Origin of the sequence: Corallincola holothuriorum (assembly GCF_003336225.1) — a bacterium.
GTDB classification, from domain to species: domain Bacteria; phylum Pseudomonadota; class Gammaproteobacteria; order Enterobacterales; family Neiellaceae; genus Corallincola; species Corallincola holothuriorum.
This window is the reverse complement of sequence record NZ_QPID01000006.1, coordinates 69,402-86,929: the sequence shown is the minus strand read 5'-3', so window position 1 is coordinate 86,929 and position 17,528 is coordinate 69,402. Positions and strand designations below refer to the sequence as shown.

The window sequence follows — 17,528 nt, the reverse complement described above, 5'->3', positions numbered from 1 at the left end:
CACTCCCTAACACTAAAGTAATCCAGTATAAACTGCGTCATGACTTCCGAAAAATTATTAATTCAACATCAATTCAACTTAAAACAATTTTTTTAGATTCAACATCAGGAACCAAATAATTCTGACACGCACAAAAAACGCCACAAACCAACCAAAAGTACCAATTAAATGATAGATAGAAAAGCATATTGTCGGAATAACCCACGAGGAGATAGGACGTAACTAAGCCGATTAAAACAGCGCCACCTTTCGGATCTAACTTTCGATATCTAAAAAGCCTACGCAGCACAAAAATGAATATTCCAAGATAACCAATAATGCCAATCACCCCCATATCAAAGGCGATTTGAACATAAACATTATGAGCATCAAACATTGTATTTTCTTCCAAAGGAAAAAACTCAAGAAAATAGTATTTAAACGTATCATAACCATGCCCAAACAGCGGCCTATCGGTAATGTAACTCCAGGATGATTTCCAAACAACTTTCCTCCATGCATGTGAGTTCAGAGCCTCTCCAGAGGACACTAAGTCAGCATCATTCCCGGAAAATATATCTACAATTCGGTCTTGAATAGAAGGTATCAACATACTAGCAAAGCCTGCTATGACCAAATAAATTAGATATTTCTTTTCTGACATAATGCCATAGACGAGGATAACCATGACAAATGCTGCCCATGCACTCCTTGTCTTTGTTAAAATAAGTAAAACAAAACCGAAGACTGCAACAATTAGCATCCACTTCCGAAACGTTACAGACATCTTGAATTGAGTAGATTTCAGGAAAAACAAAGACAAAGACAGTATCAAAACCAAATAAAACGCAAAAATATTTGGATGAGAAAACGTAGAAAATATACGAGTACCTTGAAGTGAATGAGTTCCGCCAAAGACGATAAACTCGAACAAGCCATATGTAATAGGAATAATACAAGAAACCATGACCAACCGCAGTAACAACTCTGCATCGTCACGACTCTTCACGAGAAAAAACGGAATAGAAAAGATAACAAAATAGGTAATAACAGCAGCAAAAGAGCGAAAAGATTGCAACAAAACTGGCGAAATAATTATGGATATCAGTCCTGAAGCCAGAAATATCCCCCATGCTTTAACCAAAAAGGTTGGAATCATTCTTCTGAATTTACTAAAAACAACAACGCCGTAGCCAATCACTGCCAAATTTAATAGAGCACCGATACCAATACCACCGACTTTTGTCATATTTAGTATAGGATCAAGTGAGCAACGCGTAAGTAAAATCAACAGCAAAAAATGCGAACTAATAAGCACCTTGGAAAAATTAGCTTTTCGCATAAAACCAGCCATTACTGATGTCTCGCAAAAAGCATTCTTTTCACACAACTAACGAACAATCGCACATCACCAACAGCTAGAGTTGCGATTGTTTCAAGTAATTTAGGGATGATTTGACGGTAATCGACAAGCTTCTGATTCAGCAACAGCCTTTCTTTAAAAGACATATGTCCCATCTTTTGACATAACAATGTATGCGCTTTACGTATTTTATCAGGATTCTTTGCTGTGATACGATTTAAGTCATGAGTCGCATCCCCCAAATAGGTCGTATGGCCACAATTAACAAAATCACCAAACTTCTGGGCCATTCGAAGCCAACAATCCCAATCTTGCCAAGCTGGCATTTTCGGGTCGAATCCTCCTATATCAACAAATCGATTTCTTGGAGCAAACACTTGATTGCCCACACCATTCCTTTGCCTGAGGCTCCGATATGAGCAGCTATTTTTTCGATACCTTTTTAGCTCTTCACCACCTGGGTGGTATTCTATGGTGTCTGAATATAAACCACTTACTTTTTTTTGTTCGTCAGCTTCTAGCTGCTCCCAAAACTGTACAAATTTCTCGATGCGATCTTCTGTAAACCAGTCATCATCATCCATACCGGTAACATAATCTCCACAAGACAGTTTGATCGCCTCGTTTCGACCAACACATGCCCCTAGCGGTTTTTCATGATGTAAGTACTTAACTCTTGGGTCATCGATATCGTTGAGATACTCTTTCGTACCATCACTCGATCCGTCGTCTGCGACTATGATTTCAATATCCGAATATGTCTGATTTTGTACTGACTTCAATGCCCGCTTAAGTAATTCGAGTCTATTACAGGTCGTTATATATACCGATACCTTCATATCATTCTCTCTTAAAAATCACATAGTGGCATAGAATACCGATAGGACGGCACCATATATCCCAGTGATTGACACGATAATAATTATGTGAGACCCAATATTTAGGCCGACTAAATTTCTGGAAAAAAATGGCCCAGAGACAAGCGATAGAATTAACTGTGTCACAGCCATGGCAATTGCAAAAGCATATATTGTTCCAATGTACGCAGCGACTAAAAGAATGCTTAAAGAAATAACACTAGCAAATCCATTCCAAAAGAACTCAACATTGCTTTTCCCTTTAGACTGAGAAAGCGCACCAAAAAGACTACCAACAGGGCGTAGTAAGCCCACAAGTAATATAATCATAAGGATTTCAATAGCTATAGAGTATTCGTCTCCAAAAACCACAGGAATCAAGAAATATGAAAATATAGCTAAAGATAGGTATATAAACGTATTCACCGAGCACAGAATTAGTCTAGCCTTATCGAAATAACGATTATATTCATCCATATTCGACTGTAGCATCGCGAAACGTGGCATCAACAACTTTGATACCATAGGTCCAACGAATTTTGTCGGTTGCATAACAAGCTCTTTAGCAAGAGCGTATACACCTAAAGATTCAACCCCTAGCGATTTACCTATTATCAACTGATCGGCCTGGGTTCTAAGTTGGTTTATTACCTGAGAACCAAGTTGATATACTCCAAAATTTAAGGCAGGTCTAATTACTTGCTTATCAAATTTAAGTTTTGGATGCCAAGATTTTTCCGCAAAGCCTAGTAGGAGAAAGAACTTAACAGCACTCGCAAGTAATATTGAATACAGATAGCCTGTAAGTCCCATATTAAAATAAACGATTAAAAAGGCAGAAACAGATAACACACACAATTTTGAAAAAATTTCAATTTTTGCTAACTTGTCATTTTTTAGATATTTAATATAGCTTGCCTGATACTGTGCGCTAACGCCTAAAAAAAAGAAATTCAAAGAGATCAGTATTAAACCGTTCGCGATAGCATCTGATTCATAGAAAGAGCCTATCGGAACAGATGATATAGCCAAGACCAGTGCAGATATAATGCCAAAGGCTGTATTTACGGCAAACAATGTTGAACGCTGCTCTGCTGAAATTGATTGCCTATGTATATAATAACTAGAAAGTCCCATATCCTGTAAAAGGAAGGCAATGCCTAACGCAACGTTAATAATAGCGAGCTGACCGATGACTTCAGCTGAAGCAGATCTTGAAAGTAACGCATATATAGTAAGTTGAGACAACCCGCCGATGCCGGTAGATATTAATATCCAAAGGGCTTCTGTTCTAATTCTCATAAATATTCTTTGATATTAGAAAAAGCTCTTCGTAGAGACTTTTCTGATTAAACTTAGTTGAAATTTTTAATAAAGATTTTCGACGAAGCTCTTCTAAATCAAACTTATTCCCGTTAATTTCACAAAGAATATCGGCCAGCGCTTCGCTATCGCGTTCATTAGCTAAGAATCCATCAACCCCATCATCGATTAGTTCAGGTATCCCTGAATGGTTAGTTGAGACAGTAATAAGCCCTACGGCCATTGCTTCCATCAACGAAACGGGGATGCCCTCTTTATCCCCGCAACTCGCCGTAACGGATGGCAATAAGAACAGATCCGAATCATCCAATAGCTTTTTGACTCCTTCTTGTGGAATATACCCAAGAAGGTGTACTTCATCATTGAGACCGTATTTATTAATGAGGAGTTCATAATTCTCTTTTAAAGGACCGTCGCCAATGATTTTATATACAAAGTCAACGCCTCGGTTTTTTAAAACGTGCATAGACTTTAACGCGTATTCAATCCCTTTCTTTTCAACAAAGCGGGCGACGCTAACAATTTTAATAGGGACGTTTAATTTTCTTCCAAACTCTCTACTTACAAAATCGTCTAAATTTATCCCCATTCGATTGACAAATATTTTTTCTTCAGCACATCCTAAGTCGATTAGTTTATCTTTCCAATGTTCACTTATCGGCAACATGGCTTCTGTTTGCTCAAATAGAGATATGTAGTCTTGCTTATGACGGGCAAGCAAATCAGCTTGAGACATATCATAGCCATGGAATACCGTTGCTATCTTTCCTCTTATTACGCCTAACTGCCTTAATCGATGGGCAAAAACACCAATAAAACCAAAGTGGCATACAAAGACATCCGACGATATAGGTTTGTCAATTCCTGATGCCGCAGCAAGAAATTTCAAAGAACGTCCATATTTACCTAATTTACGAAAAGAAAACATAGCCTTGAAAATTCGAAAAAACTTATATGTCCGAAAAATATCTTTCAGCCTTCTTATGTTTCTTTTAGATTGAGAATCTGAACGCTCTTCGCTTAGTAAAAATCGGCATCGAGATAGCAAATTATATTTTATTAACGCTGGATGATCACAGTCCATATCGCCTTTGCTAATCGAAATGATAGAAACATCAGCGCCCTGGGAAATAAGCCCAGCGATTTGATTAATAACAAAGGTCTCAGTTTTAACCGGAAACTCGCCAAGAAAATATGTAACTTTCATCAAGACACCTGCTTAATATCTTCAATTATTTCAGCAATCATCTGTTTCCCTCTACAACGTTCGGCTTCAACCGCTGTAGAAACCCTAGCCTTTTCAACCTCAATGTTATCCAGTACGTGTGTTATGTGCTCACCTAACGCATCACTAAATAAAGCTTTTACTTCAAACGCATAATCTTCAAGCCCCAACTGCTGCATGATACCTAACGACTTGTGTTCATAATTTAGGGCTATTGCTGGTGTACCGTAATTTTTGGAAATAATGGCGCTATGAAGCCTAGTACCAACTGTTAACACGCAATCACTTAATACAGAGCCTAACTGCACATCATTAAGTTCATCCATAGCAATGTGATAAGCATTGCTATCTGTAACATTCTGACCAACGCTGTAAGCAATCATACGATCATCGTTGTGATAACTATCGATCCCAGTACAGGTTGACAATGCTATGACCTGGTATCCCTGGTCATTTAGGCTGTTTACGATCCGAGAGAAGGCTAATTCATACTCTTCTTGACTAACGCCTAGTCGCTTATCAAAAGGTGCTAGCTTTCTCAAAGTAATAGCTACCGTTCGCCCCTTAGATATAAAAGATTTTATTTCCGATGGATAAGCAACTTTCTTCGGTGGAACAAGCCAAGCAGTGTCAGATCCTTCACGCACATTTTCCAATGAGAAGTTTGCATCTTGCATCAATTTCAGACTTACGTCCTCTCTTAGGTATAGCGCCTTGGTTGCCTTAAATACACTTCCAGCAAGACGATTATACCCTTCAATCTGAAAAGGCCCGACTGAGTGACCTACCATGTATATCGGTTTAGAGGCCAACATAGCGCATAGTGAATGCTCAAATTGACTCTCGCCGTAAAGATCAACAAAAAATGAACCACCAACCTGAATTACAGCATCATATTTTTTATTATCTTCGATCTGTTTTAGAATATGTTTAGGTAACGTTTTCTTGGAGTCATTTAGACGACAGCGGTTCATCCACCGTGCAAGTATCCTTCGACTGTAACGTTTCCAAATCTGATCTAATCTTCCATAAGTTTTTTGATGATATACATGCAACTCATCACGAACTACTTTTTCTCCAAGCAAATATGATGAGCTAACAGGGTAACGAGATAGAATATCTATCTCTGCATCACTCTCTTGAACACGCAATTCCGCTAGCAGCCCTCGTAAAATAGCTGCATCGCCTCGGTTACCACACGTATGATTCCCTACAAGAAGTAATTTCATATCATCACTTATAAATTAAATTTTAATTATTAATTACTATTCGAATATATAACTGAACGAATAATAAATAGAAAATTTCCAATAACATAACGCTTAAATAGGCGTTTAGGCTCACTCACCAGACGATAAAGCCATTCAAGCCCGTTATCCCTGTAAAATTTTGGTGCACGATTCACTTTACCAGCCATAAAATCGACAATCGCACCACCATTAATAATAGAGATGGCTGAATTTTCAGACTTAAGAGCAACTGCCACCTTTTCTTGTTTTGGCATACCCATGGCTAACAGAACCACATCAACCTCTAGCCCCTCAAGTAAAGCTAGATAGTCAGCCTCAGGCAAAAAGCCATGCTGGGTCAGCACCACGTTTAACCCCATCGCTTCAATTTTTTCCTTTGCAATCACAAGTTCTTTATCTGTAGAACCCAGCATCGCAACTTTTTTCCCTTTAAAGCTGTTAGCTAAGAGCTTAGGAATAAGATCTGTACCATTAAGGTTGTATCCGGGGTCCTTCCCGAGCATTCGAAATAGCAGTTTGACTCCGATGCCATCTCTCATCACTAAATCACTAGCACTTAAGGCAGATAAAAACTCTTTGTCGTGACTGCACATATTGAAAGCATGGGCATTTACAAAGCTAATCACCATGCCAACGCCTTCAGCAGCTCGTTCTGAAATCAAACTTTCAGCAGCCTCACTTGACGGAAACACCGTAATGGATTCGATCAATGTCTGGTAAGTAGCTTTCAGATTCTTAAACATCATTACTTCCAATAAAAACGCGAGTTATAGACACCAACACAGCCATCATGGCCATAGCAAAAAAGCTTACCTATATCACCTAGAGCCAAACCACACACTAAAACAGCAACTTTCGATAGCTACCAGCAATTTCCATACACAAACGCACATAATCAGAAAAATGTTTAAGTTTCGTTACAACTAAATCGCTAGAGAAAATACTACTGGAGAGGTAACTGAAGAGAAATCCGGCAACAAATATTATGTGGCAATCCCTTGGAAATCGACTGTACATCTGTTGCGCCCCCATAAAACTCCATGTACTCAATCTTCCCTGCAAATGACAGTCCCTAAATTCAAAGGGTTAGCGGCATCATCGCAACATTCTATTAACAGCATGTAAACTGTGCCACCGATCACAATATTTGTCAAATCATGCCCACCATCAACCTGCAACACTCTATCATTATTAAACAGAACAGATCGGATACAAACCTAATGATCACGCTGTTTTTATTGATAAAAACGAGAGTAAAAGCTAATACATAAATAGATTGATTAACGCAAACGCTCCGTCATGGTGCAAAAAGCGTCTTTTTGACCATTTGAGGCGCATTTGCTTTCGTAGCGTTACTTTGTTTCGTTTTTGCTGATTCAATGTTATTGTATTAGCAGTTATGCATGGGAAGCCCCATGCAATGATGTCTTATATTGAGGAGCAGGACATGCGGAAGTCTGTCATATCGACCTGTTTAACAGTCGTACTGATGAGCACGTCTATTAGTGCTTGGGCAGTGGAAACTGCGCCGTTGGAACCCAGCGTGGCCGACACTTTAAACTTGGAACGACTTTTCTATGCAAACGATCAGGAAGAAATTTGCACAGAGGATGCTATAGCTGTTCTAACCGCGCAGCTAAAAGCTGAGCTATTTTCGGCCAGCGACCTTCTAACGGCTGCAATCAACGTCTGCGGCTCACTCGCCAATGAGTTGGCACTTACCGCCATAAAGCATTCAAGCATGGAAGAACTAGATAGCGTGTTAGCGACCGCTTTCGATATGGCCACTCCCGATGCTTATCAGACACTCTACGATACAGCCTACAACCGAGGGCTAGACGAAGCATCATTAATTACGGCAGCAATTCTTGGCGGCGTTGACCCGACAGCACTTGCGCCTGTCACCGCGGCAGGTGACGCCTCCGATAACCTAACCCCACTATCAGCCCCTACGAATCTAGGTGTCGGTGGCGGTGGCGGTGGCGGTGGTTCTATCTCTGCCAATTAGGTTTTAAATCTAATACAATAAAGAGCTCACCAGTGAGCTCTTTATTTTTGTCAGGTCGATAACGCTGTGGTTAGCAATTACCTTGATCGTTTTGCATTTTCAACAATGCTATTCCTACTTATATGGCTACCTTTACCACTAGGGAGCAACAGGTTGTGGGCATGGTCGATCATTGAAATTCTCACTTTCTCCATTTTATTATCTGCCATTGCACTCTGTTACTTTAACTACCATCATTACGCTCAACGCTTAAAAAAATTCTATCCTCTGTGGCTTAGTCTGAGTGCACTTCCTGTTGTCGCTATCATACAAATAGTACTTAACCCCTCTGCAGCATTGCCTGTGAATGCTGGTTCATCAGCCGCTCTTTATACCGAAGATATTGCTAGGACGAAGTCAGTCGCTTTACTAGGCATCAGCTATATAGCTTTCAGTTTTTGTATTGCTTTTTTTACTCATTCACCTCGCAGACTTAGACTCATTGCCACGGCGCTAGTTTGTTCAGCAGTGTTGCAAGTCCTTTATGCTGCAACATTACTTTTTTCAGGTTTAGAGAAAACGCCTATTTTCGCTGTCGACATTACAGACAGAGCTAGCGGCTCCTTTATCTATCACAATCATTTAGCGAATTATCTACTGCTTTGCGGATCATTTGGAATAGGCCTCATGATCAGCCAGTTCAAAAATAGGTACTATCATTCAACGAAAGTAAAAATGTACGAACTTCTACGAGCAATGACCGGTCGAAAGATGGTGCTTCGCAGCGGGCTAATTTTGATTGTTATTGGTATCGTCCTGACCCGCTCCCGCATGGGAAATGTCGCTTTCTTCACCAGTCTTCTGTTCACCAGCCTTATTGCACTAACCACATACAAATCCAGGCCTAAGGCACTGGTTTATTTCATTATATCTCTCCTTATTGTTGATATTTTAGTTGTTGGGTCATTGGTCGGACTAAAAAATGTTGAGGAGAGAATTAAACAAACCAGCATCACAGCCGAGTCACGAGATGAAGTTATCCAACAAGCACTTCCTATGATCAGTGAGAATCCACTACTTGGTTTTGGCGCGGGAAGCTTTTACACCGCTTTCAACCGTTTTCAACAGACTGACGTTGGAGGGTTTTATGATCACGCCCACAATGACTACCTCCAAATAGCTGTTGAGTATGGTTTACCAGCTTTGGGAATTGTATCCATCAGCGTTCTTTTTGCGCTAATTTTATGCGTACAGACTATGAGGACGAGACAAAGTCAAACGATGAAAGGTCTAGCTTTTGGAATATGTATGGCAATCATAGGGATGCTCATTCATTCTTTTGTCGATTTTAATCTTCAAGCACCAGCAAATGCCCTTACATTTATCACACTACTAACTCTTGCTGTGACTGTAAGATACATGCCTCAAAAAGGATGGTCAAAGCAGTAGCCTGGACGGCAATTCCTAACATCCTACATCTTGTTCTCAGGCTTGTTTTACTTGTTGGTACTTTCCGGAACGAGTCACTGGCCATCTGAAATACCAGATTTGATGACGGGATTTAACCAAGTAAGACATAGATTGTGCCCCTTATTGTGCCACCTCACGGCAGCAACTAGGCACCTAAACCAAAAAACCGCTGAATAATCAGCGGTCTTGAATAATGGCGGTGAGGGAGGGATTATACGGCGCTAGCGCCTTCCCTTCGGGCCATCGCTACGCGATGTTGTCTCGCGAGGCTCGGCGCGAACCCAACGAGAGTTCTCACCCTCCCATGAGGTATCGCTGCGTCATTTAGAAAGTCAAAAGGCCGCTAGTTATAGCGGCCTTTTATAATATGGCGGTGAGGGAGGGATTCGAACCCTCGATACGTTGCCGTATACACACTTTCCAGGCGTGCTCCTTCAGCCACTCGGACACCTCACCAATTTACAAATTGTCTGCTGTTTAGCGTGTCAGCTCACTATGCGTTGCGGAATAAAAAAACCATTAATCTACAACAAAACCAGCCCTTAAGGCGCGGCGTATATTAAGTAAATGCATCGACGGCGTCAACGCGGTCGATGCATAAAGTAGGGGTTAAAGGCTGATTTCTTTCGTTTCTGATGATTCTTCAACCAAGTCAACATCAGCTTCTGTCAATTCGGCATTAACCGATACAGGTGCCTCGCCCGGTAGAGGGTCAATATCATCTTGTAACGCGGCAAACGCTTCGGGTAGTGCTGAATTATTTGCCTGGGCTTTACTCGCCGCATTCACCCACAATACGTTCCCAGTAATGCCATCAAGTACCGCGACTTCGATAAACTCCCCTTCCGCTTCTTGAACTGGGACATACCCCGTTAGCAACCCCACAAGTACGCTCACAGCGACATCTTTAGCCAATGCGCCGCCAGTTTTCTCAAAGCCACTGTAACGCATTAACAATACTGCATCAGCATCGGCATAGCTGGCCACAATCGAGGCAGCCTCGCCGACTGACTCTTGAAAAGACACCGACTCTTCAAAGCTCACATGGTGCTGCTTGTACAAACGCTCACTCGCTTGCTGATACTGCTCCCGCAGCTTTCCTAAATCGACATTGAAGTTAGCCAGCTCATGACTAACCTCTTCCCTATCGACTACCACGGGTGTGTAGCCGCGATTTTGCAATGCTAATACTGCTCGCTCAATAAGCAACTTTTCAAACCTTGCTTCCTGCTCTAAGTTCCTCACCCCTTCACCGGAAAATTCCACCGTATGAAATTCAACGATAGGAGGTACTACTGCAACGCGCTCAATATTGACTTTATTATTCGCAAAATCAGGATGCGCCCTGACAGAGGTTTGCTGTTGCGCGCAGCCAGCAGCAAATAACAGTGTTAAAAGAGCAACTAAACAATGCTTTGGCACCCACTTCATTACAACACTTCCTTCGTTTTCATCAATTTTTCAATTTGATAGCGCACATACTTGGCATCACGTGACTTGGGTTTTAGCGCTAAGTAGTTTTGAAAAGCAGCGATGGCTTCCACCGGTTCGCTATAGTAAGTTACCGTCCCCAGCGTCTTATAAAGCTGCGCTTCATTAGGATTAAGGGCGAGCGCCGCCTTAGCCTCTGTGATAGCAATCACTGAGTTCTCTTCCACAGCCGATTGATAAGGCGCAGCATCCTCATCAGTAAAATCGCGTCCTTGCCATGCAGCCTTTTCTTTACCAGCAGCTATGGGCTGTTGTGCCAACTGAAAATGTAATAGTGCTGCCAATTGGTGGGCTTTCCAGCCGGGCAGCAAGTCCGGAGCATAAGAAAGTGTTCTCTGCGCCATTAAGGGCAGATCACTATGCAGCATTGATTCAATCGCTAAAGCGAAAATCTTCTGCCGTATCTTCTTAAACTCTTTTTGATTTTTATCATTCGAACAGTCCGTTCGGTAATATGCCGACAGCTCCTCAATACGAAGGTCTATATGCGGGTGGGATGCAAACGTCGAATCAGCATTATTACTAGCTGGCATCACCTCTTTAATTCGCATTAACGCCGATGGCCCGAGGCACGTTGCATATCCTGCACGCTGCAATCTAGCTAACGCTTGCGTATCAGCGTCCAGTTCAAACTCCCGGCTGGTAGAAGCAAGGGAACTGTAGGCTCCTAGATAGCTAAGCTTGGTACCCAGTAAAAGAATATCCAGCGTACTTGCTAGCTCCAAGGACTGTTTGGTGTCGTAATACGTTTTATAGGAATGGCGCCGATTGATATGCTCAATTTCATGAGCCATCACAAACGCGAGTTGTTCCGGACTTTTTAGGCCGGCAGCCAAACCAATATTCAGATAAATATTGCCATTAGCGATGGCGAATGCGTTGAAGTCGGGTAAACGAGTCAAATAGATGTGATAAATATTCGCCTGCCTTTCTTCAGCGGAAAGCAAGCTAAAAAGCAGCGTATCTAGGTAGGTTTGTAACTCATTATCAGCAGCAAGTAGCACGCCGTTTTCGGAAAGCTCTTTGTGCATACCGTCGGAACGTGAAATAACTTCATGCTCACCTGGCAACAAGCCAAAGCTATTCGGGCTGCTCTGCACATCACTGACGTGATGTGCAGTTGATGTACACCCGTTAACGAATAAGGCTATTACGGCCACGGCTAGAAAAAAACGAGAGACTTCCATGTTAACACTGCTTTGTTATTTTTTTGTTAAAAACTAATTAAGCAGAATATCCAGACCCAATCCGATTTACAACCACCAGCCGAATAGAAATAAGACAGAGATCAAAGCGTGCTTTGAAAATTCACCATGCGATTAAGCGGCACCAACGCCTGCTCACGGAGCTCGTCCTCAACAAACACCTCGTGCCCTTCAGTATCACCGATAAGAGCCTCTTCGACCGCCTTAAGCCCATTCATCGCCATCCACGGACAATGAGCACAGCTGCGGCAGGTTGCGCCATTACCACCGGTAGGCGCTTCAATGAACTCCTTCTCAGGTGACAGTTGCTGCATCTTGTAAAAGATCCCTTTGTCTGTCGCAACAATAAATTGTGTGTTTGGTAGCGCTTGGCTGGCTTTAATCAACTGCGTGGTCGAGCCAACAGCATCCGCAATATCAACCACACTCGCCGGCGATTCAGGATGCACTAGCACAGCTGCATCTGGGTACTGTTTTTTCAAATCCAACAGAGCCCGACTCTTAAATTCATCATGAACAATACAGGCCCCCTGCCACATCACCATCTCGGCACCGGTTTGTTTGGCAATATATGAGCCCAGATGGCGATCTGGTGCCCATAGTATTTTTTGCCCGTCACTATCAAGATGCTCAACCACATCTAATGCAATGCTTGAGGTCACTACCCAATCAGCCTTAGCTTTAACGGCTGCAGATGTATTAGCATAAACAACCACGGTGTGATCAGGATACTGCGCTTTAAAAGCTTCAAACTCATTCTCTTCACAACCAAGATCTAAAGAGCAGGTGGCTTCAAGCGTCGGCATCAAAATACGCTTTTCTGGGCTGAGAATTTTGGCTGTTTCCCCCATAAAGCGCACACCGGCAACAATCACAGTGTCTGCGGGATGGTTAGCACCAAACTTAGCCATTTCCAAAGAGTCGCCGATAAACCCACCTGACTCCTCAGCCAACGCCTGGATCTCATGATCGGTGTAGTAATGGGCTATCAAGACAGCATTCTTCTCTTTGAGCAACTGCTTAATACGTTCTTTATAGGCCAATTGCTCAGACTCACTTAACGGAACGGGCTTTGGCGGGAACGGATAGCTAGACTGCTCGAGAATATCGATCTGGCTCATTACGGAATTACTCATGGTCACTTCAATAGCTGAGATTATACGCGAAGCAACTACACGAACGCCAATGGCTCTAACGATTAAAGATAGAAATAGCAGCAGTTTTAAAACGAGGTATTGTGTGGAGGAGAGTATCTAGAATGGTGGGTCGTGCTGGATTCGAACCAGCGACCAATTGATTAAAAGTCAACTGCTCTACCAACTGAGCTAACGACCCATTCTAAAAGCTAAAACGGTAATTTGAGATGGTGGGTCGTGCTGGATTCGAACCAGCGACCAATTGATTAAAAGTCAACTGCTCTACCAACTGAGCTAACGACCCAACTCAAATTCTCGCGATACCTTGCGGTATGATAACAGGCAAGAGGTTGGTGTATCTGGCCTGTTTTTTTCTCAGCAAACTGAGAAATGATGGTGGGTCGTGCTGGATTCGAACCAGCGACCAATTGATTAAAAGTCAACTGCTCTACCAACTGAGCTAACGACCCATCATGCGCCTCGAGGATTAAGCTTAGCCCCCCTCGGCGACGGCGGCTAATAATACTTATTTGGCAGCCGGTTGCAATAGCTTATTTGCTGTTTTTCACACTTTTCAACGCGTTCGCTTGTTATTTGAGCGAAGAAACCTTAGTTCGAGCAATTTGTGCACTAGGAGAATCTGGATATTCCTTGATCACGCGGTTGTACCAATTCTTCGCACCGGTATTGTCACCGTCCAGTTGCGAGATCATTGCCATTTTCAACATCGCATCGGCACGCTTAGGTGAATTAGGATATTGGTTTACCACGGCTTCAAACTGCGCATTAGCGTCTTTACGTTGACCTTTATTAAACAACAACTGACCTAACCAATAACGTGCATTGGGGGTTAAGTCCGATGCCGGATACTGATTAATAAAATCATAAAAAGCAGGTATCGCCTGATCATACTGCTTATCTTTTAAAACCAGATTAACGGCTTTTTCATACGCAGCAGTTTCAGTCAAACCCTCCGCCGGACTAACTCCACCCGCGGTGCTGTCAGGCACAGTAGGCGTTGTCACCGGGCTATTCGCCAACCGCCGGTCCAACTCTTGATACAATTCACGCTGACGTTGCAAGATCTGCTGCATCTGGTGATTCTGTGTTTCCAGCATACCTCTTAGCTCATCCACCTCGGATTGCAAAGCTTGGAGGCTCTGTTGCGTCTGGAGTTGCAAGCGATTACTTTGCACCAACTGCTGTTCTAACGCGGCGACCTTCTGCTCCGAAGCCCCCCCCAGATCCTTAACCGGCGCAGGCTCTGCGAGAGACTGCGCCGGGATCAAGGAAACACTGAGCAGTACGCCTATAACTGCGTACTTCATAGTATTTACTTCTTAGTAGACCAGAACTGCACGGCGGTTCTTGTCGAATGCGGCTTCAGTGCGGCTGGTATCAACAGGCTTCTCTTCACCGTAAGAGACGATAGAGATTTGTGAATCAAGCACACCCAAACCCTGCAGGTACATAGCCACGGCTTTAGCACGACGCTCGCCTAGGGCGATGTTGTACTCTGGCGTACCACGCTCATCTGCATGACCTTCGATCAATACTTTCACCTGAGTGTTAGCGCGCAGGTAGGCGGCGTGTGCATCCAGGATCTGAGCAAAACGGTTTTGCACCGTTGCCTGATCAAATTCAAAGTAGATGATGTGCTGCTTACGCAGTTCTGCCTGCTGCATTTCACGCTCTTGTTCAGGCGTCAATACTGGCTCAACTACGTTGGTTTCAGTCGTAGTATCTTCAACCACCGTAGTTGTCTGCTCAGTGGTCGCAGTTTCTGACGTTGTATCTACTTCATCAGAAGTAGAAGAACAAGCCATCAAAGCAAACAGTGGCAGCGCAACAACAACACCCTTAAGCAGATCTTTGAGACGCATTCTTACGTTCCTTTCGATTAATTATTGTTAGACCTAGTACAAATATGGAGACCACGCAGGAGCTCGAACCTCACCATTCGCCGCTGGCAGCCTAGCCTTAAATCGCCCGTCGATAGAGACCATTCCTAACACTTGCCGTTCACCGTGCAACGTGCTGTAAATAATCATACTTCCATTCGGGGCAAGACTAGGTGATTCATCCAACCGGGTTTGTGTCAGTACTTGCAACGCTCCTGAAGTCAAATCCTGTTTGGCAATATGATAACGACCGTTAGTTCGATTAACCACGATCAGCTCATCACCGTTTGGCGAGATAGAACCTCCTAGGTTCATCTCACCGTCAAAAGTCAGACGCGTGACCTTGCCAGTTGCTAAATGTACGCGATAAATCTGAGGTTTACCACCCCGCTCTGAGCTAAACACTAACGATTCTCCGTCAGGTGTCCATGAAGGCTCGGTATCAATGGTTCTATGACTGGTTACTTGAGTTAACGCTTTGGTTTCAATATCCATTACATAAATGTCGGGGCTACCATCTTTCGACAAAACCATCGCCATTTTTTTTCCATCTGGCGACCAGTTAGGTGCACCATTGATGCCCGGGAAGGAGGTTAATTTAGTGCGTTTTGCGGTATAGATATCCTGGATAAATATTTCAGACTTACGTTTCTCAAAAGTGACATATGCCAACTTTTTGCCATCAGGAGACCAACTAGGAGACATAATCGGTTCTTTGCTACGAACCAAAGGCGTTTCATTGTAACCGTCATAGTCGGCGACCATTAGTTGAAACGGTACCTTGGCGTCGTGATTCACCACCACATAGGCAATACGGGTTAAAAACGCTCCTCGCTCACCGGTCAAACTCAAATAGATCCGGTCCGAAATCAAGTGAGCGTATTGCCGCATCTGTCTAGATTTCACGACTCGCTGACCTTGAGTCAAAATAAATTCTTTACTTTCAACCAACTGCCGATCTTTCAGCATCGGCTTGCCACCATTGAGTTCTTTCCCCTCAATGACATCCACCAGTTCGTAGTTAACGACAAAATTACCATCGGCTTGCTGTTTCACACTACCAACTAGAACCGCCTCGACGCCCAATATCGCCCAAGCATTAAAATCTACTTGATTAGCTAAATAAGGTTGCTGCGGCATTTGTTGAATAGCTACAGGATTAAAACGGCCACTGCGGCGCAAATCATTAGCGACCACATCAGCGATGTCTGTTGGCGGCACCTTGCCGTCCAAACTCTTAAAAGGCACCACCGCAATCGGTCTGGCCTCAGACATTCCTTCGGTGATCACTATCTCCAAGGCAGCATAGGCACTGTTTACATAGCCAAACAACAAGAATACAGAGGCTGTGAGAAATCGATTCATTGTGAGTCCTGTATTAATTATCAATATCTAGTGAAAGGTTAATCTCTTTCAACTGTGAAAATACTTCGGGATCTTTAGAGACAGGAAGAGGCTCAGCCTTACGCACCGCGCGTATGGTTTCACTGCAAGCCACTTGCTCCCCTTCAAGACGTCGCACATCAAGTACTAAGCCGCCTGGAGCCAGTTTCAAGTAAATTCGGCAGGTCTTGCCTTGCAGACCGTCAGCGTTAAGGTTGCGCTGGATCTTCTGTCGGATCATCGCTTCATATTTCGCTCGCTCAGACAAAATCATCTGCTGCCGTTGTTCGGATATCTGAGCTTGCTCTGCGGCCATTTCAGCCATCATCATCTGCTCAAGCTCGGCGCGTTGGCGCTCTTCCTCTTTACGCTTACGTTCAGCTTCAGCTTTGCGTTTCTTCTCCGCTTCAGCCGCCTTCTGCTTTCGCTCTTCCTCTAGCTTTTTCTTCTTTGCTGCTTCTTCAGCTTTGCGACGAGCAACTTCCTGTTTTTTCCGCTCTTCTTCAACTTTCTTGGCCGCCTCTTCCGCTTTCTGGCGCTCTTGCTCTTTTGCCTTACGATCCTTCTCTTTCTTTATCGCCAATGCTTTGGCCTTCTTTGCTTCCTGCTCAGCCTTTTTGCGTTCAGCTTGTTTACGCTTTTTCTCTTCAGCCTGCTTCTTCCGTTTCGCATCTTCGGCTTTACGCTTATCCTCTGCTGCTTTTTCTTTACGCTTTTTCTCATCTAACTTGCGTTGCTCAGCTCGCTCAGCCGCTTTCTTCTGATCATCTAATTTCTGCAGCTGCCGCTCAACTAACTTGCGATCAACGGTCACCGCTTGGATCGGCGCAGTGTTAACCTGCTGCGCCTGCTTATCGGGCTTGGTAAATTGAACACTGACAAATAGCACTAACCCCAAGACCACGTGGGCAAGAACAGAAATGATGACGAAATGGTGTAGTGGACGCTCAGACACTCC

The 17,528-nt window shown here is 43.4% G+C and carries 15 protein-coding genes, 4 tRNA genes and 1 other RNA gene; 2 read left to right on the top strand and 18 right to left on the bottom strand.

Going from position 1 to position 17,528, the window contains the following annotated elements:
* Positions 1 to 73: 73 nt before the first annotated feature.
* Genes DU002_RS11100 through DU002_RS11075 form a run of 6 tightly spaced genes read right to left on the bottom strand, consistent with a single transcriptional unit; the run spans position 74 to position 6,743 of the window.
* Positions 74 to 1,333: an O-antigen ligase family protein gene (locus tag DU002_RS11100; RefSeq protein WP_114338460.1), complete on the bottom strand. Its 1,260-nt coding sequence runs from the start codon at positions 1,331 to 1,333 to the stop codon at positions 74 to 76.
* Positions 1,333 to 2,181: a glycosyltransferase family 2 protein gene (locus tag DU002_RS11095; protein WP_114338459.1), complete on the bottom strand. Its 849-nt coding sequence runs from the start codon at positions 2,179 to 2,181 to the stop codon at positions 1,333 to 1,335. The genes DU002_RS11100 and DU002_RS11095 overlap by 1 nt, the downstream gene beginning before the upstream one ends.
* Before the next feature lie 18 nt (positions 2,182 to 2,199).
* Positions 2,200 to 3,501, bottom strand: coding sequence for an oligosaccharide flippase family protein (locus DU002_RS11090; protein WP_114338458.1), 1,302 nt, complete (start codon positions 3,499 to 3,501; stop codon positions 2,200 to 2,202).
* Positions 3,491 to 4,729, bottom strand: a complete 1,239-nt coding sequence (locus DU002_RS11085) for a glycosyltransferase (protein WP_114338457.1) — start codon at positions 4,727 to 4,729, stop codon at positions 3,491 to 3,493. The genes DU002_RS11090 and DU002_RS11085 overlap by 11 nt, the downstream gene beginning before the upstream one ends.
* Complete coding sequence (wcaK, locus tag DU002_RS11080) at positions 4,729 to 5,976, bottom strand: colanic acid biosynthesis pyruvyl transferase WcaK (protein ID WP_114338456.1); 1,248 nt, start codon at positions 5,974 to 5,976, stop codon at positions 4,729 to 4,731. The genes DU002_RS11085 and wcaK overlap by 1 nt, the downstream gene beginning before the upstream one ends.
* Positions 5,977 to 6,005: 29 nt before the next feature.
* Positions 6,006 to 6,743, bottom strand: coding sequence for a WecB/TagA/CpsF family glycosyltransferase (locus tag DU002_RS11075; protein WP_114338455.1), 738 nt, complete (start codon positions 6,741 to 6,743; stop codon positions 6,006 to 6,008).
* Positions 6,744 to 7,444: 701 nt separating this feature from the next.
* Between DU002_RS11075 and DU002_RS11070 the strand changes: the two genes are divergently transcribed.
* Positions 7,445 to 8,005: a hypothetical protein gene (locus tag DU002_RS11070; RefSeq protein ID WP_147271840.1), complete on the top strand. Its 561-nt coding sequence runs from the start codon at positions 7,445 to 7,447 to the stop codon at positions 8,003 to 8,005.
* Between the two features lie 153 nt (positions 8,006 to 8,158).
* Entirely contained in the window at positions 8,159 to 9,433 is a 1,275-nt protein-coding gene (locus DU002_RS11065) for an O-antigen ligase family protein (protein ID WP_158538033.1), read from the top strand.
* 215 nt (positions 9,434 to 9,648) lie between these two features.
* Here DU002_RS11065 and DU002_RS11060 read toward each other — a convergent pair.
* From DU002_RS11060 to tolA, 12 genes are all read right to left on the bottom strand, one after another.
* Positions 9,649 to 9,772: non-coding RNA, RtT sRNA (locus DU002_RS11060), on the bottom strand.
* A 50-nt stretch (positions 9,773 to 9,822) separates the two neighbouring features.
* Positions 9,823 to 9,910 (bottom strand) — tRNA-Ser (locus DU002_RS11055).
* A 153-nt stretch (positions 9,911 to 10,063) separates the two neighbouring features.
* Positions 10,064 to 10,885: a hypothetical protein gene (locus DU002_RS11050; protein ID WP_114338452.1), complete on the bottom strand. Its 822-nt coding sequence runs from the start codon at positions 10,883 to 10,885 to the stop codon at positions 10,064 to 10,066.
* Positions 10,885 to 12,132, bottom strand: coding sequence for a M48 family metallopeptidase (locus tag DU002_RS11045; protein WP_114338451.1), 1,248 nt, complete (start codon positions 12,130 to 12,132; stop codon positions 10,885 to 10,887). Before DU002_RS11045 ends, DU002_RS11050 begins: the two co-directional genes overlap by 1 nt.
* Before the next feature lie 101 nt (positions 12,133 to 12,233).
* Positions 12,234 to 13,271 (bottom strand): quinolinate synthase NadA, encoded by a 1,038-nt coding sequence (nadA, locus tag DU002_RS11040; protein ID WP_114338450.1) that lies wholly within the window; start codon positions 13,269 to 13,271, stop codon positions 12,234 to 12,236.
* A 138-nt stretch (positions 13,272 to 13,409) separates the two neighbouring features.
* A tRNA-Lys gene (locus tag DU002_RS11035) sits at positions 13,410 to 13,485 on the bottom strand.
* Between the two features lie 29 nt (positions 13,486 to 13,514).
* Positions 13,515 to 13,590: transfer RNA gene (locus tag DU002_RS11030), tRNA-Lys, on the bottom strand.
* A 90-nt stretch (positions 13,591 to 13,680) separates the two neighbouring features.
* Positions 13,681 to 13,756 (bottom strand) — tRNA-Lys (locus tag DU002_RS11025).
* 120 nt (positions 13,757 to 13,876) lie between these two features.
* Positions 13,877 to 14,614 (bottom strand): tol-pal system protein YbgF, encoded by a 738-nt coding sequence (ybgF, locus tag DU002_RS11020; protein ID WP_114338449.1) that lies wholly within the window; start codon positions 14,612 to 14,614, stop codon positions 13,877 to 13,879.
* A gap of 12 nt (positions 14,615 to 14,626) precedes the next feature.
* Positions 14,627 to 15,169, bottom strand: a complete 543-nt coding sequence (gene pal / locus DU002_RS11015; protein ID WP_114338448.1) for a peptidoglycan-associated lipoprotein Pal — start codon at positions 15,167 to 15,169, stop codon at positions 14,627 to 14,629.
* A 33-nt stretch (positions 15,170 to 15,202) separates the two neighbouring features.
* Positions 15,203 to 16,552 carry a Tol-Pal system beta propeller repeat protein TolB gene (tolB, locus tag DU002_RS11010; RefSeq protein WP_114338447.1) on the bottom strand — a complete coding sequence of 450 codons (1,350 nt, stop codon included), beginning with the start codon at positions 16,550 to 16,552 and terminating at the stop codon, positions 15,203 to 15,205.
* A gap of 13 nt (positions 16,553 to 16,565) precedes the next feature.
* A complete protein-coding gene (gene tolA, locus DU002_RS11005; RefSeq protein ID WP_114338446.1) occupies positions 16,566 to 17,525 on the bottom strand; it encodes a cell envelope integrity protein TolA in 960 nt (319 codons plus the stop codon).
* Positions 17,526 to 17,528: the final 3 nt, after the last annotated feature.

Bases quoted from the DNA above. Each gene is read 5' to 3' on its own strand.
- DU002_RS11100 (WP_114338460.1), bottom strand. From the start codon at position 1,333: ATGGCTGGTTTTATGCGAAAAGCTAATTTTTCCAAGGTGCTTATTAGT.
- DU002_RS11095 (WP_114338459.1), bottom strand. From the start codon at position 2,181: ATGAAGGTATCGGTATATATAACGACCTGTAATAGACTCGAATTACTT.
- DU002_RS11090 (WP_114338458.1), bottom strand. From the start codon at position 3,501: ATGAGAATTAGAACAGAAGCCCTTTGGATATTAATATCTACCGGCATC.
- DU002_RS11085 (WP_114338457.1), bottom strand. From the start codon at position 4,729: ATGAAAGTTACATATTTTCTTGGCGAGTTTCCGGTTAAAACTGAGACC.
- wcaK (WP_114338456.1), bottom strand. From the start codon at position 5,976: ATGAAATTACTTCTTGTAGGGAATCATACGTGTGGTAACCGAGGCGAT.
- DU002_RS11075 (WP_114338455.1), bottom strand. From the start codon at position 6,743: ATGATGTTTAAGAATCTGAAAGCTACTTACCAGACATTGATCGAATCC.
- DU002_RS11070 (WP_147271840.1), top strand. From the start codon at position 7,445: ATGCGGAAGTCTGTCATATCGACCTGTTTAACAGTCGTACTGATGAGC.
- DU002_RS11050 (WP_114338452.1), bottom strand. From the start codon at position 10,885: ATGAAGTGGGTGCCAAAGCATTGTTTAGTTGCTCTTTTAACACTGTTA.
- DU002_RS11045 (WP_114338451.1), bottom strand. From the start codon at position 12,132: ATGGAAGTCTCTCGTTTTTTTCTAGCCGTGGCCGTAATAGCCTTATTC.
- nadA (WP_114338450.1), bottom strand. From the start codon at position 13,271: ATGAGCCAGATCGATATTCTCGAGCAGTCTAGCTATCCGTTCCCGCCA.
- ybgF (WP_114338449.1), bottom strand. From the start codon at position 14,614: ATGAAGTACGCAGTTATAGGCGTACTGCTCAGTGTTTCCTTGATCCCG.
- pal (WP_114338448.1), bottom strand. From the start codon at position 15,169: ATGCGTCTCAAAGATCTGCTTAAGGGTGTTGTTGTTGCGCTGCCACTG.
- tolB (WP_114338447.1), bottom strand. From the start codon at position 16,552: ATGAATCGATTTCTCACAGCCTCTGTATTCTTGTTGTTTGGCTATGTA.